Below are 22321 nucleotides of genomic sequence, written 5' to 3'. Positions count from 1 at the left end.
CCCGCGCAAGGGTGAGATCGCCGCCGCAATTCCCCTTCCGCGCCGACCGGAGATCGGCAAGATGGGCGCATGCAATCCATTTCAAACAAAAGGGGATGACAGATGGGGTTTTGGGATTTTCTCAAGGGCGGGGACAAGACGCCCAAGGCAGAAGAGCTGAAGAAAGAAGTTGAGGGCATGGGTCTCAACACCGCCGGGCTGAGCATCGATGTCGAGGGCGACGTGGTGAAGGTCTCGGGCGAGGCGGTCGATCAGGAGACCAAGGAAAAGATCATCATGGCCGTGGGCAATGCCGATGGCGTGGCGGCGGTCGAGGACAATGCCGGGGGCAGTGATCCGAAGTTCCACGAGGTGAAAAAGGGCGACACGCTGTGGAAGATCGCCGAGGCGACGCTTGGCAATGGCGCGCGCTATCCGGAGATTTTCGAGGCCAACAAGCCGATGCTGAGCGACCCGGACAAGATCTATCCCGGTCAGCGCCTGCGGATCCCGCAGTAAGCGACCGGTACGCACCGCATTGGGCCCATGGCCCTCACGGGTGTTTCAGGAGTGAGTGGCTGGCCCCGCGATGTTCGCGGGGCTTTTTTTGTTGGGGGGCCGTTTTTTGAGGAATGCCGTGAGCGTTCTGCGTCTCTTGGGACGTGGCGCGAAGCGGCACGGCCCGGCGCCTGACCTTCCCGTCATGCCTGAGGCATGCTTTCAGCATGACGAAGGCGCATGCGCGCCCTCCCAAGGTCAGGCCCGGGCCTTGTGGTGTGGGAGGGTGCAGTGAAAGCGCATTGGGTTTCGCCCGTTCATGCGCTTCCCTTGAGTTTGTCGCAGATGTCGAAGTTTTGGAAGGCGGCGATGGCGTTCTGCGCCCCTTGGGACGTGGCGCGAAGCGGCACGGCCCGCGCCTGACCTTCCCCCCGGGAAGGCGCATTCGCGCCCTCCCAAGGTCAGGCCCGGGCCTTGTGGTGTGGGAGGGTGCAAGCTTTTACTTCGGCTGGGGGACGCGGCGAATTTCCATCCTCAAGATTCCTAAGTCGGAAGAGCGCGGCCTTTTCCTCTCAAGCTCTCGCGGATTGAAACAGCTTCGCGCAGAAGTAGATCTATCTCCTCGACTGCTTCATCTATGGCTTCAAGGGATAGAGATTCGACAGTCGAGAACCATTCTTTGTTCGGCCTGCTGCCTTGAGAAATGAAATGGGAAACCTTTAGGGAGCCGCTTCCTGCCTCAACAAAGAATGCTCCATGCGCAGCAAGATTTCGATGAGCGAGACCGGAACTAATTTTGTTTGCCAGATTGGTAACTCGCAGATTGAGACCCAGACGACATTGGCTAGCACAAGCGCGCAATTCTCTTACAAGTTTATCGGTTTTCCGCTTGGTTTCCAGAGAGTCAGTAAAGGCCTTGGATGAGGTATCATCGATGCCATTTACAAGGTTCACTATCTGCCAAATAGCCAGCTCTAAATGCGCGGCTGTTTGCATGTAAATCCCGATGCCAGTTAACAAACGCGCCGGGAGCATTCCTTCGACAAGGGTATAGTTCAATATAGCTTCCCTAGTTGCAGCTCACTCAAACATCCAATTCCTCAACAAATCGCGCGTTTTCCTGAATATACTGAAAGCGCAGCTCGGGTTTCTTGCCCATCAGACGCTCGACCAGATCGCCGGTCTCGCCGGGCTCGTCCTCGTCGATGGTCACGCGGATCAATTTCCGCGTCTTGGGGTCCATGGTGGTTTCCTTGAGGTCCTTCGCATCCATCTCGCCCAGACCCTTGAAGCGCGAGACGTCGATTTTGCCCTTGCCGCCAAGGCCTTTTTCAAGCCAGCTGTCGCGCTCGGGCTCGTCGAGGCAATAGACGCGTTTCGCGCCTTGGGTCAGCCGGTAGAGCGGCGGGCAGGCGAGGTAGAGATGGCCCGCGTCGATCATCGGGCGCATCTGGGTAAAGAAGAAGGTCATCAGGAGCGAGGCGATATGCGCCCCGTCGACATCGGCGTCGGTCATGATGATGACCTTGTCATAGCGCAGATCGTCGAGGTTGAACTTGGTGCCAAGCCCGACGCCGAGCGCCTGTGTCAGATCGCTGATCTCGGCATTGGTGCCAAGCTTCGAGCTGGCCGCGCCGAGCACGTTGAGGATCTTGCCGCGCAAGGGCAAGAGCGCCTGATTGACCCGGTTGCGCGCCATCTTGGCCGAGCCGCCGGCGCTGTCGCCCTCGACGATGAAGAGCTCTGTCCCGTCGCGCACATTGGTCGAACAATCCACCAGCTTGCCGGGCAGGCGCAGCTTTTTGGTGGCGGTCTTGCGCTGGGTTTCCTTTTCCTGACGCCGCCGCAGCCGTTCTTCGGCGCGCAGCACCAGGAAATCGAGGATCGCGCCGGCTGATTTCGTGTCGGAGGCGAGCCAATTGTCGAAATGGTCGCGCACCGAGTTTTCCACCATGCGCTGGGCCTCGGTGGTGGCGAGACGGTCCTTGGTCTGGCCGACGAATTCCGGCTCGCGGATAAAGCAGGAGACGAGCGCCCCGGCGCCGGTCACCAGATCTTCGCGGGTGATCTGGCCTGCCTTCTTGTTGCCGACCAGCTCGCCATAGGCCTTGATCCCCTTGAGGATCGCGGCCCAGAACCCGGCCTCATGGGTGCCGCCCTCGGGGGTGGGCACGGTGTTGCAATAGGATTGGATGAACCCGTCGCGGGCGGGCGTCCAGTTGATCGCCCATTCGACCTTGCCCGGCGCGTTGAATTTCTCAAACGACACGGTGCCGGCAAAGGGCACTTCGGCATAGGTGGTGGCCCCGCCCATCGCCTCTTTGAGATAGTCCGAGAGACCGCCGGGAAAGTGGAACTTGGCCTCCATCGGCGTGTCGCCATCGGGGATGGCGGATTTCCAGCGGATCTCGACCCCGGAAAAGAGATAGGCCTTGGAGCGCGCCATCTTGAACAGGCGGTGCGGTTTGAGCTTGAGCGAGCCAAAGATCTCGGGGTCGGGGTGGAAGGTCACCGCCGTGCCGCGCCGGTTGGGGGCGGCGCCGATCTTCTCGAGCTTGCCCTGTGGGACGCCGCGCGAGAACTCCATCGCGAAGAGTTCCTTGTTGCGGGCCACTTCGACGCGCAGGTGATCCGACAGCGCGTTGACCACCGACGAGCCGACCCCGTGCAGACCGCCCGAAGTCTCGTAGCTGTCGCCGGAGAATTTGCCGCCTGCGTTCAGCGTGCAGAAGATGATCTCGAGCGCCGATTTGCTCGGGTCCTTGGGGTGGGGGCCGGTGGGGATGCCACGGCCATTGTCGCGCACCGAGACATGGCCGTTTTCATGCAGCTCGACCTCGATCCAGGTGGCGTGGCCGGCGACCGCCTCGTCCATCGAGTTGTCGATGATCTCGGCCACCATGTGATGCAGGGCGCGGTCGTCCTTGCCGCCGATATACATGCCGGGGCGCAGGCGGACGTGCTCCATATCCTCGAGCACCTGGATGGAGGAGGCATCGTAATCGCCGGAATCCGGCATCTGGGTGAGGAGGTCGTCTGACATGCGGCTGCTCTGCTTTTCTTGGTTGGGCCCGAGTATGGCAGAGCGGGGCGGCAGGGGGAAGAGGGGCAGGCGCTCGCGTGCCCCTCTTTTCTAAGGCGGTGGTTGGCGTCAGTCGGGGATCAAAGGCTGAGCTGATAGCTTTCGGGCGCGTAGGCATAGCCGTCGCCGCGGGTCTCGACATAGCCGAGCGCCGGGAAGGGCATGTGATAGCCGATAAAGGGCGTGCGGTCCGCCGCCAGCCGGTCGAGCAGGGCGCGGCGCGATTTGGCGGCCTCGGCCTTGTCCATGTCGAATTTCACCTCCCAGTCGGGATGGGCCAGCGACCAAACATAATGGTTGGCGAAATCGGCCCCGATCACCAGGCTCTTGCCGCCGCTGTCGAGCGTATAGCTCATATGGCCGGGCGTATGACCAAAGGCCGCTTCGGCGGTGATGCCGGGGGCGGCGTCTTCGCCGGGGGCGAGCATCTTGGTCTGTTCAGCGAGCGGGCGCATCTTGGCGTCAAAGCCTTCATTGCCCATCGCGGCCCAGGCGTCATATTCCTGCGCGCCGGTGACATAGCTCGCGTTGGGGAAGGTCGGCGTGCCGTCCTCGCGCATCAAGCCGCCGATGTGGTCGCCATGCATATGGGTGATGACCACCAGATCGACCTGATCGGCCTCATAGCCCGCGGCGCTCAGCGCGGCGAGCGTGCCTTCGGCGTTGAGCCCGGTGTCAAAGAGCACCAGCTGGGCGCCGGTGTTGACCACGGTCGGCGTGAAATAGAACCGCGCGGCGTCGGTGGGGATGTTGGCGGCCTCGGAGACCTCGGCAAACTCGGCGGGCTCGACATTGAGGCCAAAGATCGTCTGCGGGTCGGGCACGGTGCGGCTACCGGCGAGGATCGTGGTGACCTCGAACTCGCCCAGCGTCACCCGGCGATAGGGGGCGAGCCCGGCGCCGAGCATCGGCGCGGTGGCGCGGGCCATGCTGCCGAGACCTGCGGCGAGCGGCAGGGCGGCGGCGCTGGCGATGAGGCTGCGGCGGGAGAGAGATGTGGTCATGACAGAAAACTCCTGAAGGGGAAATGACTGTGCCCATCTTAACGCAGGTTGCGGCTTGGGCGATGGCAGAATGGTAAATTCGGCGTGAATGCGCCGCGCGGATCGCGTATGGCGGGATGGGATGGGCCGAAACCGGCGGAGGCGGGGCGCAGAGGCCTGCCGTTGCGCATAAGTTGCACATAAATTGGGCACAGGGACGAGCGATGATCGGGCAGGAATTCAGCCGCGAGATGCGGCGCGGCGACGAACCGGCGGTCGAGGCGCTGCTGCGCGCGGCCTTTGGCGGCGGCGCCGAGGCGCAGCTTGTCGCCCAGTTGCGCAAATCGGGGCGGATGGCGGGCGAGGTGGTGCAGCCGCAGGGCGAGGCGATCATCGGTTATTACGCCCTGTCGCAGATGCGCGGGCCAAAAGGCTGGCTCTGCCTTGCGCCGGTGGCGGTGGACCCCGACCATCAGGGGCGCGGCGTCGGGCGGCGGATGATCGGCATGTTGGCGGAATGGGCGCGGCTCAGCGGGCAATATGTGGTGGTGCTGGGCCAGCCCGAGTTCTATGGCCGCGCCGGGTTCAGCCTCGAGCGGGCGGCCAAGCTGCACAGCCCCTATCCGGTCACGCAGACGTTATTGGCCGGGCCGGGCACGGATGTGCCACAGGAGACCCTCGTCTATCCGCCCGAGTTCGAAAGCCTCTGAATGCGCCTTGTCCTGCTCATCTGCCTGACGATGATCGCCTTTGCGGGCAATTCCGTGCTGACGCGCGCCGGGCTCGTGGGCGAGGGGATGGATGCGGTGAGCTTTGGCACGATCCGGCTGGTGGCGGGGGCGCTGACGCTCTTGATCCTGTGCCTTTTGCTGCGCGGCGGGCTGCGGCTCTGGGGGCCGGGACGGGCGTTCAGCGTGGCGGCGCTTCTTCTTTATTTCTATGCGTTCTCGGCGGCCTCCGATGGGCTCGATGCCGGGCTTGGCGCGATCATCCTCTTTGGCGTGGTGCAGATCACCATGTTCGCCGGCGGCCTCGTCAGGGGCGAGACCATGCCGGCGCGCCGCTGGCTCGGCGCGGCGCTCAGCATGGCAGGGCTGGTCTGGCTTTTGTGGCCCGATGGGGCGGTGACGGTGAGCCTCTGGCATGGGCTGTCGATGGCGCTGGGCGGGGTCGGCTGGGGGCTTTATTCGCTGGCCGGGCGGGCGAGCCGCGATGCGCTCAATGCGACGGCGGCGAATTTCCTGCTCACCGCGCCGCTGGGGGTGCTGCTCTGGCTCGGGTTCAGCCAAACGGGCGCCCTGCCGCCGGTCTGGGACAGCACCGGCGCCTGGCTGGCGGTGCTCAGCGGCGCGGTCACCTCGGGCATGGGCTATGCGCTGTGGTATTCGGTGCTGCCGCGCATCGAGGCCTCGGTCGCGGCGGTGGCGCAGCTCTCGGTGCCGGTGATCGCCATGGCGGGCGGCATGGTCTTGCTTGGCGAGGTGCTCACCTTGCGTTTCGTGCTGGCCGGGGGGCTGGTTCTGGGCGGTGTGGCGCTGTCGGTGATGGCGCCGAAACGCGGCGGGGGCGGGCCGCTCGACAAGCGGAAACAGGGCGGCTAAGGTCGCGCAAAAATTCGGTAAGGGGTCTGTGATGCTTCGTAAATTCTGGGGTCTTCTGTGTTTTCTGGCGCTCAGCCTGGTGATGGGCTGTGGCACGGGGACGGGGCCGGGGACGGCCACGCCCGATGAGGTGCAGGAGCTCGCCGTGGCGATTGCCGCGATGAGCCCGGAGATCGACCCGGAGGAGGCCTATCGTGCCGCAAAGATCTCGTTCGAGCACAGCCGTGAGCTTGCCATTCAATATGAGATCACCGACCCGCCCTTGGTGCATAATTCCAAGGTGAATATGGGCATCAAGCCGCGCGGCCTGTGCTATCACTGGGCGCAGGATATGGAAAAGCGGCTCAAGGCCGAGCGGTTCGAGACGCTCGAGATGCACCGCGCCATTGCCAATGCCAGCAACCCGTTCCGCATCGAGCATTCCACCGCCATCATCAGCGCCAAGGGGGCCGATATGTATGACGGGATCGTGCTCGATCCCTGGCGGTTGGGCGGTCAGCTTTTCTGGGACGAGCTGCGCGACGACACCCGCTATAAATGGGTGCCGCGCGAGGTGGTCATGGCGCAAAAGCGCAAGTTGCGGGCGCAGGAATACTGATGGGTGTCAGCGCCCGGGCGCAAGGTGGCGCTGGGGTATTTGACACCAGAAAGACGCGGGGTCAGGGCTTTTACGGGCGGCGCAAAAGCCGTATTCCAGAGCTATGAAACGTGTGATCTCTGTACTTCTGTCGTGTTTTCTTCCCGCTCAGGCGATGGCCGAGGAGGGGGCCTGTGTGGTGCTTTTGCATGGGCTGGCGCGCACCGAGAATTCGATGCTTGTGCTGCAGGAGGCGCTGGAGGCGCAGGGCTATGCGGTGATTGCGCCGCGCTACCGTTCGACCAGTGCGGAGATCGACAAGCTGGCGCGGCAGACCCTGCCCGGGGCGATGGCGCAATGTGGCGCGGGGCCGGTGCATTTCGTCACCCATTCGATGGGCGGCATCCTGCTGCGCCATTGGCTGCGCGACAACCGGCCGGAGCGGCTCGGTCGGGTGGTGATGCTCGGGCCGCCGAACCATGGCTCGGAGATTGTCGATGAGCTCGGCGGTCTTGAGCTTTTCAGATGGATCAACGGGCCGGCAGGGGCGCAGCTCGAAACCGGGCCGGGGGGCGTGCCCGAGGGGCTTCCGGATGTGGATTTCGAGCTTGGGGTGATTGCCGGGACGCGGTCACTCAACCCTTATTATTCCTCGCTCATCGAGGGGCCGGATGATGGCAAGGTCTCGGTCGCCTCGACCAAGGTGGCGGGGATGGCGGATCATATCGAGCTGCCGGTGACCCATACGTTCATGATGAACAACCCGGTGGTGATCGCGCAGGTTCTGGCGTTTTTGCGCAAGGGCGCGTTTGAGCGCGACATGGCGCTGGGTGATCTGTTCTGGGGCGAGAGCGAATGAGCGCTGGGCTCGATCTGCGTCTGGTGGGGGCGGAGGTGCTGTGGCCTGAGGGACTGGCGGCGCGGCCTCTGCGAGTGGCGGGCGGCGTGATCGAGGCGGATGCGCCGGGGCGTGAGGTCGATCTTTCGGGGTTTTGGGTGCTGCCGGGGATCGTCGATATTCATGGCGACGGGTTCGAGCGGCATCTGGCGCCGCGCCGGGGCGCGATGAAGGATGTCGACCAAGGGCTTGTGGTGGCGGAGGCGGAGCTTGCTGCGAATGGCATCACCACCGCCGTCATGGCGCAGTTCTACAGCTGGGAAGGGGGGATGCGCGGGCCGGAGTTCGCCGAGCGTGTCTTTGCCGGGATCGCGGCGCTGCGCGGCAGTGTGGCGACCGATCTGCGGCATCAGCTGCGGTTCGAGATTGCCATGCTCGATCACTATCCGGCGTTGGAGGATTTCGTTGCGCGGCATGGGGTCGAGTATCTCGTGTTCAACGATCACCTGCCGCATGAGGAGCTTGCTAAGGGCAAGCGGCCGCCGCGGTTGACGGGGCAGGCGCTGCGGATCGGGCGCAATCCGGAGAAACATCTGGCGGATATGCAGGCGATGCATGCGGCGATGGGCGAGGTGGGTGAGGCGCTCGACGGGCTCTGTGCGCGGCTGCGGGCGCGGGGGCTGCGGCTTGGCTCGCATGACGATCGGAGTGCGGAGGATCGGGCTATCTGGCGGCGGCGCGGCGTGACGATTGCCGAGTTTCCCGAGACGATGGCGGCGGTCGAGGCGGCGGCGGAGGCGGGCGAGCCGGTGATCATGGGGGCGCCGAACCTGGTGCGCGGCGGGTCGCATAAGGGCAATGTCTCGGCGATGGAGATGGTCGCGATGGGTTATGTCGGCGCGCTGGCCTCGGATTATCATTACCCGTCGCTCATGCGGGCGGTGCATTTGATTGAGCGCGGCGGGTTGGCCTCGCTCAGCGCGGCCTGGGCGATGATCTCGGAGGGGCCGGCGCGGATGCTCGGGCTGCTGGATCGGGGGCGGATTGCGCCGGGGCTGCGGGCCGATCTGGTAGTGGTGGACCCCGAGACGCGGCGCATCGGGGCGACGATTGCCGGGGGCTCTGTCAGCTATATGAGCGGTGAGGTGGCGGCGCGGTTCATTGCGGGCGCGCCTATGTGATTTTGCAGCGTGAGCACGGGCTGTGATCACGCAAGGTGATCACGGGTGATAAGTCCCGGCGCGACTGCCTATTATTCGGGCAGCGCAGATATTCCACCTCCCGAGAATCTATGCTTAGAAGTAGCCATTAGATTTTCATGGGAGGAATGAAAGTGAAACATTGGATTATGGGCGCTGTCACCGCCGCCGGGCTTGCCGTGGCTCCGATTTCCGCGATGGCCGAGACCATCCGCGTCACGCTGCAGCTGCCGGAAACCCATTCGCTCGGTCAGAACTGGAACGAATTTGCCAGCATCATAGGCGAGAAATCGGGCGGCGCGCTCGAGGTGCAGTTGTTCCCGTCGGCGCAGCTCTTCAAGGACAAGGAAGTGCCGGGCGCCGTGGGCAGCGGTGCGGTTGAGGCGGGCTCTGCCTTTATCGGGCGCTTTGCCGGGTCGGTTCCGGCGGTGGACGTGGTGTCGATCCCCTTCATCTTCTCGAACGAGGCGCATATCCGGGCCGCCGTGGCCCCCGGTTCGGCGCTGCGTCAGACCATCGACGAGGCGATCCTCAAAGAGACCAACAACCGCGTGCTCTGGTGGCAGGCCTATGGCCGCAACATCTATCTCAACAACGGCTCGGCCATCACCGTGCCCGCCGATCTTGAGGGCAAGAAGGTGCGGACCTATGGCAAGGTGCATGGCTGGACCGTGCAGGCCCTGGGCGGCGCGCCGACGCTGATGTCGGGCTCGAAACAGTTTCTGGCCTATCAGCAGGGCGCGGTCGATGTCGGCATGACCGGCTCGTCCGGGGTCAAGTCGCGCAAGCTCTATGAGGTGATGGATCACATGACCCTGACCTTTGACAGCGCGATCGAATTCGTGGCCGTGATCAACAATGATTTCTACGAAGCCCTGTCGGATGAGCATAAGGCGATCATCGACGAGGCGGCGCGTGAAGTTGAGCAAAAGCTGCGCGACCAGATCTACAAGGAAGAGGCCGAGACCATCGAAGAGATGAAGGCCCATATGACCGTGGTCGAGCTCTCGGAAGAGCAGCGCGGCGAATGGGTCGCGGCCACTGCCAGCGTGGTGGATCGCTTTGTCGAGGAAACCGGCGAGACCGGCAAAGCCGCGGTCGACGCCGTCAAGGCCGCCGACGCGCAATAAGCCCGCGTGACGCGACAGGAGGGAAAGCGCCCGATGCGCTTTCCCTCGCCCCATTATTTCAGCGACCAAAACCAATTATCACGGGGGACGTGGGATGATTGTCCGCGCGATTGACGCGATTTCCGAGGCGACCGGCAAGCTCAGCGCCTGGTGTCTCTTTGCCATCGGCTTTTTCATCACCTTCGAGATCGTGATGCGCTATGTGTTCAACGCGCCGACGGTCTGGGTCGACGAGATCAGCCGGGTTCTGCAGGTCTGGGTCGTCTATCTCGGCGTGGCCTATGTCCTCAAACATCGCGAGATGGTGACGATCGAGATCATCCTGAGCAACCCCGACACGATCTGGCGCAAGCTGGCCGAGAGCTTTGCCATTCTGGTGCTGTTCATCTTCGCCGGGACCGCCTGTTATTTCGGCTTTCAAATCTGGCTCAAGGCGACGCTGGCGGGCCATACGACCGACACCTATCTCGCACCGCCCAAGATGATCACCCATGCGCCGGTCTGGGTCGGCAGCGTGCTGCTCATGCTGCAGGGCGGGGTGCAGCTTTACCGGGTCTGGACCGAGGGTCTGCCCGAAGATGATATTCTGGAAGGGCAGCACTGATGGAAGCGGTTTTCATTCTTGTGGCGCTGATGGCGCTGCTCTTGCTGCGCACGCCGGTGGCGCTGGCGCTGGGCGGGCTGGGGGTGATCCTTCTGGCGCTCAAGGGTCTGCCGATGGTGGCGGTGCCGCAGCGGTTGCATGGCTCGATGGACAGTTTCGAGCTGCTCGCGGTGCCGATGTTCCTGTTGATGTCCAATGTGTTGCTCAAGGGCGGGGTTGGGCGCGATCTCTATGCGGCGGTGCAGAGCTGGGTCGGCCATTGGCCCGGCGGGCTTGGCGTGGCGACGATCCTGTCCTGCACGCTGTTTTCGGCGATCTCGGGCTCGTCCGTGGCGACGGCCGCGACCATCGGCACGGTGGCCATTCCGGAGATGTCGAGCCGCGGCTATGACCGGCGTTTCGTCTATGGGATGCTGGCGGCCGGTGGCACGCTTGGCATTCTCATTCCGCCGTCGATCCCTCTCATCCTCTATGGGGTGGTGACCGAAACCTCGATCCCGACGCTGTTTCTGGCAGGGGTCGGCCCGGGGCTTTTCCTCGCGGGCTGTTTCATCGTCTATGGCGTGATCTATTCGCGGTTTTCCACCGCCTATCAGCCGATGGCCAAGGCGACCTGGGGCGAGCGGATGCGCGCCACCGGTCTGGCGCTGCCCACGGTGGCGCTGGCGGTGGCCATCGTCGGTTCGATCTATACCGGCATCGCCACCCCGTCAGAGAGCGCCGGGCTTGGCTTTGTTCTGGCGCTGATCATCACCTTTGCCATGGGGCGGATGGATTGGCCCAAGCTGCGCGAGGCGGTCGAAGGTTCGCTCAAGACCTCGGTGATGGTGCTGATCATTGTGGCCGGGGCCAAGGTGTTTTCCTATGCGATCACGCTCTATCTCATTCCGCAATCGATCAGCGCGTTTCTGACCGAGAACATCTCGCAGCCGGGGCTCTTCATCCTCGCGGTCGGGGTGGTTCTGCTGATCATGGGGTTTTTCCTCGAATCGCTGTCGATGCTTCTCATCATGGTGCCGGTGCTGCTGCCGGCGGTGCTCAACACCGGGATCGATCCGATCTGGTTCGGCATCTTCTTTGTGGTGCTGATCGAGACCGCGCTCATCACGCCGCCGGTGGGGATGAACCTCTTTGTCATTCAGGCGGTGGCCCGGGCGCGGCTGCAGGAGGTGGCGCAGGGTGCGTTGCCCTTCGCGGGCATCATGCTCTGTGTGGCGGTGCTCTTGTGGTTCTGGCCGGCGCTGGCGCTCTATATTCCTTATGAGGTGGCTCGATGACGACAACATTTCCCAACCCCCGCGCCGACCGTCTGCGCGAGCTTCTTGCTGGGGATGATCTCTTGCTGTCGCCTTGCTGCTATGATGCGCTCTCGGCGCGGATGATCGAGCAGGCCGGGTTCGAGATGAGCTTTATGTCGGGCTTTGCCGCCTCGGCCTCGCGCATCGGGATGCCCGATCTGGGGCTCATGTCTTATGGCGAGGTTCTCGACCATACGCGCAATATCGCGGAGGCGACGCGGCTGCCGTTCGTGGCCGATGGCGACACCGGCTATGGCAATGCGATGAATGTGATCCGCACGGTCAAGGGGCTTGGCCGGGCCGGGGCGGCGGCGGTGATGATCGAGGATCAGGTGGCGCCGAAACGCTGTGGCCATACGCCGGGCAAGGCGGTGGTGTCGCGCGACGTGGCCTATGACCGCATTCGCGCCGCGGTCGACGCGCGCCAGGAGCAGGATGTTCTCATCCTCGCGCGGACCGATGCGCGCCATGATCATGGGCTCGGCGAGGCGATGGAGCGGGCGGCGATGTTCCACGAGCTTGGCGCCGATATCATTTTCGTCGAGGCGCCGCAGTCCGAGGCCGAGATGCGCCGCATCTGTGACGAGCTGCCGGGGCCGCAGATGGCCAATATGCTCGAAGGGGGGGCGACGCCGATCCTGCCCCATGCCGAGCTGCGCGACATCGGGTTCCGGATCGCGGCCTATCCTCTGACGCTCTTGTCGGCGGTGATGGCGACGGCGGTCGAGACGCTGGCGGCGCTGCGCGAGGACCGGGTCGAGACCGGGCGGCTCATGGAGTTTGGCGAGCTGCGCGACCGGATCGGGTTCAACGATTACTACACCCGTGCCGACCGCTACGAGAGCTGACCGGGAGGCTGGCTGTCGGAGCGGCGACCGCGCCGGGCTCGGTATTCTGCTGATGCTGGTGGCGGCGGTGTTCGCCACCTCGCTCTCGGCCTCGGCCAAGTGGCTCTTGACCGAGCTGGCCTGGCCCGCGCTGCAGGTGGTGGCGCTGCGCTATGCGGTGCATTTCGCCATGGCCTGCGCGATTTTCCTGCCCAGACAAGGCGTTGCGGTGTTTCGTGCCAATGCGCCGGGGCGGCTCTTGCTGCGGTCCTTGGTGCTGATCCTCGCGACCTTGCTCAATTTTCTGGCGCTACAGCATCTGCCGCTGACCCTCACCACGGTGATCCTTTTCGCCGGGCCGATCCTCATCACGGTGCTGTCGGTGCCGATGCTGGGCGAGCGCATTGGCGCGCATCGGCTGGTGGCGGTGCTCCTGGGGTTTTGCGGCGTGCTGGTGGTGATCCAGCCCGGGGGCGTGGGGTTTGATCCGGCGGTGCTCTACTCGGTCGGGTCGATGGGGTTTGCCTCGCTCTATTATATCCTCACCCGGATGCTGGCGGGGGTGGACAGCAACGCCTCGATCCAGCTCTGGTCCTCGGGGCTGGCGAGCGTGGTCTTTCTGCCGCTGAGCCTTGGCACCTGGGTCTGGCCCGAGAGCGGCACGGCGCTGGCCGTGGTGCTCTTCATGGGGGTCTGTGGCGGGCTCAGCCATATCGCCAGCACCGGCGCGCATCAGCTGGCGCGGGCCTCAATGCTCGCCCCGTTCACCTATGCGCAGATCGTCACGGCGAGCGTGGCGGGGTATCTGCTCTTTGGCGAGCGGCCGGGGGCGGCGACGCTTGTGGGCTGCGCCATCATCATCGGGTCAGGCCTTTACCTCTGGTGGCGCGAGACGCGGCTCAGCTGACCTCGATCCAGCTCGTCATGCCAGAGGCGGCATGGCCCAGCATATGACAATGAAAGAGCCATTTGCCCGGATTGTCGGCCATGAAGGCGACCGAGCGCCGCTCGCCGCGCTGCATCAGGATCGTGTCGCGCATGGGGCCAAAGCCGCCATCAGCCAGGACCTCGCGGAAATGCATCCCGTGCAGATGCATCGCATGCGGAAAAGCGGTGCGATTGTCGAGATCGAGCTGCACGGTCTCGCCCCGGGACATCTCGGCCAGCGGCGCATCCGACAGGCCGACGATGCCGCCCAGCGCCCAGAATTGATTGGCGGCGACGAGATCGCCCATCCCCTGTTCGCGGCCCTGATACTGCGCGGCGCGCAGCCCGCCCATGGCGCCGCCCTCGATCGGCATGGCAAGACGGCGGGCCCCGGCCAGCCCGGTCACCTCCATCGCCGGGTTGGGCGGCAGGGGGGCAGGCGCGTCACGGCGCGCAAGGCTCGCCCGGCCGGTGACCGCAAAGGCCACCTGCGACAGCCCGCCCTCGCGGGTGAACTGCACCAGATCGGCAATCTCGCCCTCGGCGGCCACCACATCGACAAAGAGATCGGCGCGCTGACCGGGGCCGAGCGCGAGCGGCTCACTTGCGGGCAGGGGCGTGGCGAGTGGCATGCCGTCGAGCGCCATCACCCAGCCCTCGAGCCCCGAAAGACCGAGGGTGAAGACCCGCGCATTGGCGGCGTTGATGAGCCGCAACCGCAGCCGCGCGTGCTGCTGCACCTCGCGGCGCAGGGCGAACTGGCCATTGGTCACGATGAGATTGCCAAGCCGCCCGGCATGGCTGCGATCATGCGGGGCCTCGAAATCGGGATCGAACTGCGCCGTCTCCGGATCGAGCAGGAGATCGTCGAGCACCAGAACTTCTTCGCCATCGACCTGCGGCGGCTCGGGTTCCTCGATGATGAGCGGCCCGTAGAGACCGCGCGCCACCTGCTCGAACGACCGGGTGTGGGCGTGATACCAATAGGTGCCGGCATCCGGCGGGGTGAACTCATAGGTGAATTGCGCGCCGGGCGCGACGGCCTCCTGGGTGAGGCCTGCCACCCCGTCCATCGCATTGTCGAGCCGTATCCCGTGCCAATGGATCGTGCTTGGCTCCGGCAGGGCGTTGTCGAAGATGCGGCGCAGGGGCGCGCCCTGACGAAGGCGGATCTCGGTGCCGGGCAGCGTGCCGCCATAGGCCCAAATTTCGGTCTCGGGGTAGGGGCTAGGGGCGATCTGCGCCCTCACCGGCGCGGCGCGCAGGATGTCGGTCGCGCTGTCGGTCGTACTGGCCGTCGCGCTGGCAAAGGCCCGTGGGGACAGGGCACTGAGTGCGGTGGTGGCGGCGAGCCCATGGCTCAGAAACTGGCGGCGGTCGATCATCATGGCTCCTCCTCGCTCGTGCGATCATCGCGCAAATCGCGTGCGCCGGGAAGGCGGCATGGTGGGGGCGTGGCGGATTGACGCCATGGCACTCGCGGCGAAGCGTGAAGAGCCTGCGTGGTTGGGGGCTCTGCCCCCGGCCTTGCGGCCTCCCCCGGGATATTTTCGGCCAAAAGAAGCGCCGGGGGACAGTTGATTGTTTCTTCTGGCGGGAAATATCCCGGGGGTCGAGGGGGCAGCGCCCCCTCGGGCGGCCAATCAGTCGCGGGTGCCGGAGAAACGCGCCTGCCAGTCTTCGCGGGCCTCGTCGGTGATCTTGGCAAAGAGCACATCGGGCACGGTAAAGCCATGCCCCGGCGCGAGGGTCTCGAGCGCGGCACCCACATCTTCGGGCCATTGATCGTCCTCGGTCTGCATCGATTTGAGCATCGCGGCGCTGGCATCGGGGATGAAGGGTGCGCTCAGCACAGCATAAAGCCGGATCAGGTTGAGCGCGAGACGGACTTGGGCCGCGGCCTTTTCGGGATCGTCCTTGAACGTGGCCCAGGGGGCTGCGGATTGCAGGTATTCATTGCCCGCGACCCAGATGGCGCGCAGCTCATTGGCGGATTTGCGGACCTCCATCGCCTCCATATGGCCCTCATAGGCGCGGATGCGGGTGGTCAGCGTCTCGATGAGCGCGGTCTCTTCCGCGCCCAATGCGCCGCCTGCGGGCACCTCTTCGCCGAATTTCGAGCGGCAGAACTTGGTCACCCGGCTGACGAAATTGCCGAGCACATCGGCGAGATCCTTGTTCACCGAGGCCTGGAAGTTTTCCCAGGTAAATTCGCTGTCCGAGCTTTCGGGCGCGTGGCTCAGCAGCCACCAGCGCCAGTAATCGGCGGGCAGGATGTCGAGCGCTTGATCCATGAAGACGCCGCGGCCCTGGCTCGTCGAGAACTGGCCGCCGTCGTAGTTCAGGTAGTTGAAGCTCTTGATGTAATCGACCAGCTTCCACGGCTCGCCCGAGCCGAGGATCGTGGCCGGAAAGCTCAGCGTGTGGAAGGGGACGTTATCCTTGCCCATGAACTGGGTATAGGTCACGTCCTCGGCGCCCTTGTCAGTGCGCCACCAGCGTTCCCAATCGTCGCCCTTGCCAGCATCAACCCATTCCTGCGAGCAGGCGATATATTCGATGGGCGCGTCGAACCAGACGTAGAAGACCTTGCCTTCCATGCCGGGCCAGTCGGCCTCGCCCTTCTTGACGGGCACGCCCCAGTCGAGATCGCGGGTGATGCCGCGATCCTGCAACCCGTCGCCATCATTGAGCCATTTGCGGGCGATGGAGGTGGTCAGGATGGGCCAGTCTTTCTTGGCGTCGATCCAGGCGTTGAGCTCGTCGCGCATCGAGGATTGGCGCAGGTAGAGGTGGCGGGTTTCGCGCACTTCGAGATCGGTCGAGCCGGAGACCGCCGAGCGCGGCTCAATGAGATCGGTCGGGTCGAGCTGTTTGGTGCAGTTTTCGCATTGGTCGCCCCGGGCCTTGTCATAGCCGCAATTGGGGCAGGTGCCCTCGATATAGCGGTCGGGCAGGAAGCGGCCATCGGCGTTGGAATAGACCTGTTTTTCCGAGACTTCCTCGATCAGCCCGGCCTCGGCGAGGCGGCCTGCGAAATGCTGGGTCAGCCGGTGGTTCTGCGGGCTCGACGAGCGGCCGAAATGATCAAAACTCAGGCGGAAGCCCTTGGCGATCTCGGCCTGAATTTCATGCATCTCGGCGCAATATTGTTCGACCGGCTTGCCGGCCTTGGCGGCGGCCAGCTCTGCCGGGGTGCCATGTTCGTCGGTGGCGCAGAGAAACAGCACCTCGTGGCCGCGGCCGCGCAGGTAGCGCGCGAAGAGATCGGCGGGCAATTGGCTGCCCACGAGATTGCCGAGGTGTTTGATCCCGTTGATATACGGGATGGCGGAGGTGATGAGATGGCGTGCCATTGGGTTCTGTCCTGCCTCGCGGTTCGTTGCGCCCCGTTTAGCGCAAGGGGCGCGGCTGTGCCAGAGGGGTCAGGGCCCGTTTCTGTCGCGGCTCTGGCCGGTGAGGCGGCCGATGATGAAACTGGTGCGCGGCGACCAGACATAGCGGGTGCGCCGATGCCGTGTCGGGCGGGCGCGCATCCGCCAGAGGCCAAAGATGATGAGCCCGGCGTGGCCGGTGGCGATCATCGAGAACATCGCGCCGGGGCCGTAGGCCTCGATCAGCTCTGACGCGAGATAGGGCGCGGCGATGGCGCCCAGCGCGTAGAAGAACATCAGCGCAGCCGACAGTTCGACCCGCTGATCGGAGGTCGCGAAATCATTGGCATGGGCCGCCGAGACCGAGAAGATCGGAAAGGAAAACAGGCCAAAGGCAAAGGCCGCGAGCATCGCGCCGCTGGTGCTCAGCGTGGGCATGAGCGCGGTGATGATGCAGCAGATGATCGCCCCGATGGACAGCCCGATGAGCACATGGCGGCGGTCGTATTTGTCCGAAAGCAGGCCCGCGGGATATTGCGCCAGCGCGCCGCCGAGCACGAAGCTGGCGAGAAACCAGGCGATCTGATCGGTGGCGAGCCCGACCTGTTGGCCATAGACCGGGCCGACCATGCGGAAGGCGGCGCTCGACAGGGCGGCGACGACGACACCGGCGGCGGCGAGCGGCGAGCAGTGGATCGCGAGCATCGGGCGCAGGCGCGGCGCATGGGGGATTTCGGGCTGGCGCACGCGGGTCATGGTGAGCGGCAAGAGCGAGGCGCAGCAAAGGATCGCGAGGATGTTGTAGGAGACGTAACTTGCGGGATCCAATACCGAAATCAGCATCTGCGCCACCAGCGACGCGCCCATGTCCACCACCCGGTAGATGCCCATGGTGCGGCCGCGCGTCTCGTTGGTGAGCTTGGTGTTGAGCCAGCTTTCGATGACCGTGTAACAGCCCGCCACGCAAAGCCCCGTCGCCACCCGCATCAGCGCCCAGGCATAGGGGTCGATAAAGAGCATATGCGCCAGAAGGCCGATCGCCCCCGCCGCCGTCAGCACCGCGAAGGCGCGCGAATGGCCGACCGAGCCCATCAGCCGGGGTGCCCACCAGCAGCCGATGAAAAAGCCGAAGAAATGCGACGAGCCGAGGATACCGATCTGTTCGGTGGAGAAATTGAGCGCAATGCCGGAGAGGGCGTCGAGCGGGCCGACACCACCGGAGGAGAGCTGAAGCAGGGCGACAGACAGGAAAAGGGAGGCGAATGAAATCAAGGTGCGCATGTCGGGGCCACCTTGGCAGGGACGCGAAAGGGTGCAAGCCCCAATTCGACAAACTTGCGTCGTTTTCCGCCCCGATGTCCGGCCCGGCCCTTCCATCCGCGGCAGATCGCGCTAGGGTCCGGCCCAGAGAATGACACGCGGAACGAGGGTAGTGATGCAACGACGCAAACTGGGACGCACGGGGATCGAGGTGAGCGCGCTCTGTCTCGGGACGATGACATTTGGCCGGCAAACCCCTGCAAAAGAAGGCCATGCGCAGCTTGATCGGGCGCTGGAGGCGGGGATCGATTTCATTGATACGGCCGAGATGTACCCGGTCAATCCGGTGCTGCCCGAGGACACGGGCGTGACCGAGAGCATCGTCGGCGACTGGATCGCGGCCTCGGGCAAGCGGCAGGAGATCGTGCTCGCCACCAAGCATTCCGGTGCGGGGTTCAAGGGGGCGCGGGACGGGGCGTTGATTTCATCGCAGACCATCCCGGAGGCCATCGAGGGATCGCTCAAGCGGCTCAAGACCGATGTGATCGACCTCTATCAGTTTCACTGGCCGAACCGGGGCAGCTATATGTTCCGGCAAAACTGGAGCTATGCGCCTTGGGAGCAGGACCGCGAGGCCACGCGGGCGCATATGGAGGATGCGCTGGGCGCGCTCGGGCGCGAGGTCGAGCGGGGCACGATCCGCGCCTTTGGCCTGTCGAACGAGAGCACCTGGGGCACGGCGGAATGGCTGCGCATCGCCAAGGAAACAAAGGGTCCGAGGGTCGCCAGCATCCAGAATGAATATTCGCTTCTGTGCCGGATGGCGGATACCGATCTGGCCGAGCTGATGGTCAATGAGGACGTGTCTTTGCTGCCGTTTTCGCCGCTGGGCGCGGGGTTTCTGAGCGGGAAATATCAAGGCGGCGCGGTGCCCGAGGGATCACGCATGTCGGTCAATGAGACGATGGGTGGGCGCAAGTCGGAGCGGGTGTTTGCCGCGGTCGACGCCTATCTGGCGCTGGCCCGCGAGCATGATCTCGACCCGGTGCATATGGCGCTGGCCTGGACGGTGCAGCGGCCTTTCGTGACCTCGTCGATCTTTGGCGCGACGCGGCTCGAGCAGCTTGAGCATGTGATCGCGGGGATGGATCTGACGCTCTCGCAAGAGGTGCTGAGCGCGCTCGACGAGGTGCATAAGCAGCATCCGATGCCCTATTGAGACGGGCGAAAACGGCAGGTCGGCAGCACGTCGGTATTGCGTCGGTAAAGCGACAGTGGGGGTTTTGCGGGGTTTTGGCCCTGCTTAGCCCGCGCCAAGACCCCGATCTCGCGCGGGTCAGGCCGCGCCCGGCGGGGCGGGGCGGCGCGTTTGCGGCGGGGCTGGGCGAACATGACGACATTGCCCAAGAGCGCGAGACCGGCGCCAAGCATGGCGGTGGGCGTCCAGACATAGCCCTCGAAGACGGTCGAGACGGCGAGGGCCACGATGAGGAACATGACAGTAGCATAGCCCGCCTGCGCCGAGCCGATCTGCGACACCAGCATCAGATAGGTGGTGAAGCCGATCACCGAGGCGAAGACCGCCAGATAGAGGAGCGCCGCGAGATAGATCGGGCTTTGCGGGAGGGTGAGCGTCTGGCCGGTGGCGAAGGCGAGGCCGAGGAGCACCAGCGCGCCGATGCCCATGCCCCAGGCGTTGGCGATGATCGGTGGCGTGCCCGCGGCGCTGTTGCGGCGCGAGGCCATGTTGCCCCAGGAAAAGATCATCGTGCCGAGCGCCGCCCAGCCCAGACCGCGCAGCGTGTCGGGATCGAAGGAGATGGCGAGCCCCTCCCAGAACAGCAAGACGAGGCCGGTGACCCCGATGCCGCCGGCGAGCAGCACCCGCGCGGTGATCCTCTCGCCAAAGAAGAGCCGCGCGTTGAGCGCGTTGAAGATCGAGGCCAGGGAAAACACCACCGACAAAAGCCCCGAGGGGATGAGCACGGCGGCATTGTAGAGCGCGATGAAATTGAGGCTGAAGAGGCACAGCGCCTGTAGCGCGACAAAGCGCCATTGCGCGGGGCGTCTGAGACGGCCCATCGCGGCCAGCCCCAAAAGCAGCAGCACCGCCGCCAGCGCGATGCGGTAGAGCACCGAGACGCCGACCGGCACCGGGCCGATCTGAAGCGCGATGCCGATCCAGCTGGTGCCCCAGATGAAGACGGTGATGAGAAATAAGAGCGTGCTGTTCATGGGGGCCTCCTGCGCTGGCGGTATCAGGTGGCGGCGGGGGGCGCTTGCACGATCTTGCGGTTATCGCCGGGCGGGGCGATTTGGCGGTTTTGGTCGGGGCGAAGATAGCGCTAGATTGGCGGCATGGGACACACGGTATCAGAATATCTTGAACGATCGCCGACGGCACGGGCGCGGGCGCGGCTCGATCTTGGGGCCGGGCGGGCGGTGACCATTTGGGAAAACCACAATGACCGGGTGTTCTATGACCGGCCCGAGGGCCATGCGTTCAGCCTCTATCTCAGGGGCGGGACCGGGACGCGGCGGCTCGATGCCGGGGGGATCGCGGGCTGGCCCGGAGCGATTTGCGTCTTGCCGGAGGGGCAGAGCTCTGAGTGGGACATCACCACGCCATTCCGGTTCCTGCATCTGGTGCTGCCGGATGCGGCGTTGCGGGCCGGGTTTTCGCGCATTCACGACCGGGACGCGCGCTATTTCGATCTGCCGGAGCTGATGTATGCGGCGTCGCCGGACCTGTCGGAGCCCTTGCTGCGGCTGGCGCAGGCGGCGGTGGCGGCGGATGCGCTGGCCGGGGATGAGGCGATGGCCGATCTGATCCAGCGCCTGCCCGAGCGCCGGGTCTCGCTGCGCGGTGGGCTCACCTCGCGGCAGCTTGGCCGGGCGGAGGAGTGGATCGCCGCGCATCTCGATGGGCCGATCCGGCTGGCGGATCTGGCCGAGGCGGCGGGGCTCTCGGAGTATCATTTTCACCGGATGTTCCGGACGTCGCGCGGCACCTCGCCGCATAAATGGGTCACCATGCGGCGGGTCGAGGCGGCGAAAGCGCGGCTGCGTGGAGCGGGCAGCATTGCCGAGGTCGCGAGCGCCTGCGGCTTTGCCTGTCAGAGCCATCTGACCCGCGTCTTCAAGGCCGAAACCGGCGTGACGCCGGCGCTCTACCGGCGGTCCCTGATGGGGCGCGAGAGCTAGCCTTCCATCAGGCGGCGCAGATGGGCGGGGAATTCGCGGGCGGTGACCTGGGCCTCGCGCACGAGGTGGTCGACATGATCGGTGAGGGCGCGGACCCGTTCGCGGTCGCGAAAGACCATGTAGGATTGGCCGATATAGATCACCGCGAGCAGCGGGCCGAAGATGGTGACCGGGGCGGAATAGATCTGGCGCGCGTCAAAGAGCGTCAGGCGCACGCGCGGGTAGAGCTGTTCGGCGGTCTGGGCGAGATATTCGGCCTGCGCGGCCCGGATGTCGGCGGGGAGTGTGGCGTAATAGCCTTCGCTGCGGGCGAAGGAATAAAGCTCGAACATCGGCAGGGCGATCTCGTAATCCGATTGGGTGCGGCGCGCCCAGTCGAGCCGGTCCTCGGAGGCGGCGACGGCCTGATCGATGCTGCGGCCCAGATGCGGGGCATATTCCCATTCGAGCATCTCGCGGGTCTTGAGCAGGTCGGGCAGGCCGGCGGGGACGTGGCGGATCTTGTAGCCCTCGGCCTCTTCGTGCCAGCGAAAGATCTGGTCATCGGCATGCGAGCGGCGGGCCTGGGTCAGGGTGACCGATTGCGCCAGCACCGCCGCCGCCGTTTCCGACCGGTCGGTGAGCCCCAGGAGCCAATCCGCCGAGACCCCGAGCACCGCTGCGCATTCGCCCACCACCTGCGCATTGGGCAGCCGGGCACCATCGCTGCCCAAGAGCTGCGACACGGTGGAGCGATCGACGCCGATGCGCCGGGCCAGCGCCGTTTGCGACAGGCCTTCGCGGCGCAGCGCCTCGGCGAGACGGGTGCGAAACAGCCGGGCGCGATCACGTTTGTCGATTTTATCAATCATGTGTTGAGTTTTATCACATAACGCGGGCTTTGTTAACTGTTTCCCGACTGCCCAGCGCAAAATCGGCGCGGTATCAAGGAGTTGGGACA

The 22321-nt window shown here is 64.9% G+C and carries 21 protein-coding genes; 13 read left to right on the top strand and 8 right to left on the bottom strand.

Features of this window, described 5'->3' with window-relative positions:
• Positions 1–102: 102 nt before the first annotated feature.
• Positions 103–498: a peptidoglycan-binding protein LysM gene (lysM, locus tag WA237_RS09650; protein ID WP_216015022.1), complete on the top strand. Its 396-nt coding sequence runs from the start codon at positions 103–105 to the stop codon at positions 496–498.
• 522 nt (positions 499–1020) lie between these two features.
• Here lysM and WA237_RS09645 read toward each other — a convergent pair.
• From WA237_RS09645 to WA237_RS09635, 3 genes are all read right to left on the bottom strand, one after another.
• Complete coding sequence (locus tag WA237_RS09645; protein ID WP_336097534.1) at positions 1021–1536, bottom strand: hypothetical protein; 516 nt, start codon at positions 1534–1536, stop codon at positions 1021–1023.
• A 25-nt stretch (positions 1537–1561) separates the two neighbouring features.
• Positions 1562–3520 (bottom strand): DNA topoisomerase IV subunit B, encoded by a 1959-nt coding sequence (locus tag WA237_RS09640; protein WP_009814379.1) that lies wholly within the window; start codon positions 3518–3520, stop codon positions 1562–1564.
• Between the two features lie 119 nt (positions 3521–3639).
• Positions 3640–4563 (bottom strand): MBL fold metallo-hydrolase, encoded by a 924-nt coding sequence (locus WA237_RS09635; protein ID WP_009814380.1) that lies wholly within the window; start codon positions 4561–4563, stop codon positions 3640–3642.
• 203 nt (positions 4564–4766) lie between these two features.
• Here WA237_RS09635 and WA237_RS09630 point away from each other — a divergent pair, with 203 nt between their 5' ends.
• The 10 genes from WA237_RS09630 (at position 4767) to WA237_RS09585 (ending at position 13523) form a co-directional block, all read left to right on the top strand.
• Positions 4767–5252 carry a GNAT family N-acetyltransferase gene (locus WA237_RS09630; RefSeq protein WP_336097533.1) on the top strand — a complete coding sequence of 162 codons (486 nt, stop codon included), beginning with the start codon at positions 4767–4769 and terminating at the stop codon, positions 5250–5252.
• Complete coding sequence (locus WA237_RS09625) at positions 5253–6143, top strand: DMT family transporter (RefSeq protein WP_336097532.1); 891 nt, start codon at positions 5253–5255, stop codon at positions 6141–6143. It abuts the gene before it with no gap.
• A 31-nt stretch (positions 6144–6174) separates the two neighbouring features.
• Positions 6175–6741 (top strand): hypothetical protein, encoded by a 567-nt coding sequence (locus WA237_RS09620; RefSeq protein WP_336097531.1) that lies wholly within the window; start codon positions 6175–6177, stop codon positions 6739–6741.
• Between the two features lie 154 nt (positions 6742–6895).
• A complete protein-coding gene (locus tag WA237_RS09615; RefSeq protein WP_336097530.1) occupies positions 6896–7579 on the top strand; it encodes an alpha/beta fold hydrolase in 684 nt (227 codons plus the stop codon).
• Positions 7576–8739 carry an alpha-D-ribose 1-methylphosphonate 5-triphosphate diphosphatase gene (locus WA237_RS09610; RefSeq protein WP_336097529.1) on the top strand — a complete coding sequence of 388 codons (1164 nt, stop codon included), beginning with the start codon at positions 7576–7578 and terminating at the stop codon, positions 8737–8739. The genes WA237_RS09615 and WA237_RS09610 overlap by 4 nt, the downstream gene beginning before the upstream one ends.
• Before the next feature lie 146 nt (positions 8740–8885).
• Positions 8886–9887 carry a TRAP transporter substrate-binding protein DctP gene (dctP, locus tag WA237_RS09605; RefSeq protein WP_336097528.1) on the top strand — a complete coding sequence of 334 codons (1002 nt, stop codon included), beginning with the start codon at positions 8886–8888 and terminating at the stop codon, positions 9885–9887.
• Positions 9888–9981: 94 nt separating this feature from the next.
• The gene (locus WA237_RS09600) at positions 9982–10491 is read left to right on the top strand and encodes a TRAP transporter small permease (protein ID WP_009814387.1); all 510 of its coding nucleotides are present in this window, start codon (positions 9982–9984) and stop codon (positions 10489–10491) included.
• Positions 10491–11768 (top strand): TRAP transporter large permease, encoded by a 1278-nt coding sequence (locus WA237_RS09595; RefSeq protein WP_216015029.1) that lies wholly within the window; start codon positions 10491–10493, stop codon positions 11766–11768. Before WA237_RS09600 ends, WA237_RS09595 begins: the two co-directional genes overlap by 1 nt.
• On the top strand, positions 11765–12637 hold the full coding sequence (locus tag WA237_RS09590; protein ID WP_336097527.1) for an isocitrate lyase/PEP mutase family protein: 873 nt from the start codon (positions 11765–11767) through the stop codon (positions 12635–12637). The genes WA237_RS09595 and WA237_RS09590 overlap by 4 nt, the downstream gene beginning before the upstream one ends.
• Positions 12615–13523 carry a DMT family transporter gene (locus WA237_RS09585; RefSeq protein WP_336097526.1) on the top strand — a complete coding sequence of 303 codons (909 nt, stop codon included), beginning with the start codon at positions 12615–12617 and terminating at the stop codon, positions 13521–13523. Before WA237_RS09590 ends, WA237_RS09585 begins: the two co-directional genes overlap by 23 nt.
• Here the strand turns inward: WA237_RS09585 and WA237_RS09580 are convergent.
• The 3 genes from WA237_RS09580 to WA237_RS09570 form a co-directional block, all read right to left on the bottom strand.
• Positions 13516–14931, bottom strand: a complete 1416-nt coding sequence (locus WA237_RS09580; protein WP_336097525.1) for a multicopper oxidase family protein — start codon at positions 14929–14931, stop codon at positions 13516–13518. The genes WA237_RS09585 and WA237_RS09580 overlap by 8 nt on opposite strands.
• A 255-nt stretch (positions 14932–15186) precedes the next feature.
• The gene (gene metG, locus WA237_RS09575; protein WP_336097524.1) at positions 15187–16899 is read right to left on the bottom strand and encodes a methionine--tRNA ligase; all 1713 of its coding nucleotides are present in this window, start codon (positions 16897–16899) and stop codon (positions 15187–15189) included.
• Between the two features lie 69 nt (positions 16900–16968).
• Positions 16969–18198 carry an MFS transporter gene (locus tag WA237_RS09570; protein WP_336097523.1) on the bottom strand — a complete coding sequence of 410 codons (1230 nt, stop codon included), beginning with the start codon at positions 18196–18198 and terminating at the stop codon, positions 16969–16971.
• A gap of 154 nt (positions 18199–18352) precedes the next feature.
• Between WA237_RS09570 and WA237_RS09565 the strand changes: the two genes are divergently transcribed.
• A complete protein-coding gene (locus WA237_RS09565; RefSeq protein WP_336097522.1) occupies positions 18353–19396 on the top strand; it encodes an aldo/keto reductase in 1044 nt (347 codons plus the stop codon).
• Here the strand turns inward: WA237_RS09565 and WA237_RS09560 are convergent.
• Positions 19390–20412: a DMT family transporter gene (locus WA237_RS09560; RefSeq protein ID WP_336097521.1), complete on the bottom strand. Its 1023-nt coding sequence runs from the start codon at positions 20410–20412 to the stop codon at positions 19390–19392. The two genes, WA237_RS09565 and WA237_RS09560, sit on opposite strands and share 7 nt — an antisense overlap.
• Positions 20413–20535: 123 nt before the next feature.
• Between WA237_RS09560 and WA237_RS09555 the strand changes: the two genes are divergently transcribed.
• The gene (locus WA237_RS09555; protein WP_336097520.1) at positions 20536–21381 is read left to right on the top strand and encodes an AraC family transcriptional regulator; all 846 of its coding nucleotides are present in this window, start codon (positions 20536–20538) and stop codon (positions 21379–21381) included.
• Here the strand turns inward: WA237_RS09555 and WA237_RS09550 are convergent.
• Positions 21378–22232, bottom strand: a complete 855-nt coding sequence (locus WA237_RS09550; protein WP_336097519.1) for a helix-turn-helix domain-containing protein — start codon at positions 22230–22232, stop codon at positions 21378–21380. The genes WA237_RS09555 and WA237_RS09550 overlap by 4 nt on opposite strands.
• Between the last annotated feature and the right edge of the window lie 89 nt (positions 22233–22321).

The organism is Roseovarius sp. CH_XMU1461 (genome assembly GCF_037027165.1).
In the GTDB taxonomy this organism is placed as follows: Bacteria; Pseudomonadota; Alphaproteobacteria; order Rhodobacterales; family Rhodobacteraceae; genus Roseovarius; species Roseovarius nubinhibens.
The sequence above is the reverse complement of the archived record's forward strand: the minus strand, read 5'-3'. Positions and strand labels throughout refer to the sequence as shown.

Bases quoted from the DNA above. Each gene is read 5' to 3' on its own strand.
- WA237_RS09630 (WP_336097533.1), top strand. From the start codon at position 4,767: ATGATCGGGCAGGAATTCAGCCGCGAGATGCGGCGCGGCGACGAACCG.
- WA237_RS09560 (WP_336097521.1), bottom strand. From the start codon at position 20,412: ATGAACAGCACGCTCTTATTTCTCATCACCGTCTTCATCTGGGGCACC.
- dctP (WP_336097528.1), top strand. From the start codon at position 8,886: ATGAAAGTGAAACATTGGATTATGGGCGCTGTCACCGCCGCCGGGCTT.
- WA237_RS09590 (WP_336097527.1), top strand. From the start codon at position 11,765: ATGACGACAACATTTCCCAACCCCCGCGCCGACCGTCTGCGCGAGCTT.
- WA237_RS09600 (WP_009814387.1), top strand. From the start codon at position 9,982: ATGATTGTCCGCGCGATTGACGCGATTTCCGAGGCGACCGGCAAGCTC.
- WA237_RS09640 (WP_009814379.1), bottom strand. From the start codon at position 3,520: ATGTCAGACGACCTCCTCACCCAGATGCCGGATTCCGGCGATTACGAT.
- WA237_RS09635 (WP_009814380.1), bottom strand. From the start codon at position 4,563: ATGACCACATCTCTCTCCCGCCGCAGCCTCATCGCCAGCGCCGCCGCC.
- lysM (WP_216015022.1), top strand. From the start codon at position 103: ATGGGGTTTTGGGATTTTCTCAAGGGCGGGGACAAGACGCCCAAGGCA.
- WA237_RS09555 (WP_336097520.1), top strand. From the start codon at position 20,536: ATGGGACACACGGTATCAGAATATCTTGAACGATCGCCGACGGCACGG.
- WA237_RS09550 (WP_336097519.1), bottom strand. From the start codon at position 22,232: ATGATTGATAAAATCGACAAACGTGATCGCGCCCGGCTGTTTCGCACC.
- metG (WP_336097524.1), bottom strand. From the start codon at position 16,899: ATGGCACGCCATCTCATCACCTCCGCCATCCCGTATATCAACGGGATC.
- WA237_RS09625 (WP_336097532.1), top strand. From the start codon at position 5,253: ATGCGCCTTGTCCTGCTCATCTGCCTGACGATGATCGCCTTTGCGGGC.
- WA237_RS09620 (WP_336097531.1), top strand. From the start codon at position 6,175: ATGCTTCGTAAATTCTGGGGTCTTCTGTGTTTTCTGGCGCTCAGCCTG.
- WA237_RS09565 (WP_336097522.1), top strand. From the start codon at position 18,353: ATGCAACGACGCAAACTGGGACGCACGGGGATCGAGGTGAGCGCGCTC.
- WA237_RS09570 (WP_336097523.1), bottom strand. From the start codon at position 18,198: ATGCGCACCTTGATTTCATTCGCCTCCCTTTTCCTGTCTGTCGCCCTG.
- WA237_RS09615 (WP_336097530.1), top strand. From the start codon at position 6,896: ATGGCCGAGGAGGGGGCCTGTGTGGTGCTTTTGCATGGGCTGGCGCGC.
- WA237_RS09580 (WP_336097525.1), bottom strand. From the start codon at position 14,931: ATGATGATCGACCGCCGCCAGTTTCTGAGCCATGGGCTCGCCGCCACC.
- WA237_RS09610 (WP_336097529.1), top strand. From the start codon at position 7,576: ATGAGCGCTGGGCTCGATCTGCGTCTGGTGGGGGCGGAGGTGCTGTGG.
- WA237_RS09595 (WP_216015029.1), top strand. From the start codon at position 10,491: ATGGAAGCGGTTTTCATTCTTGTGGCGCTGATGGCGCTGCTCTTGCTG.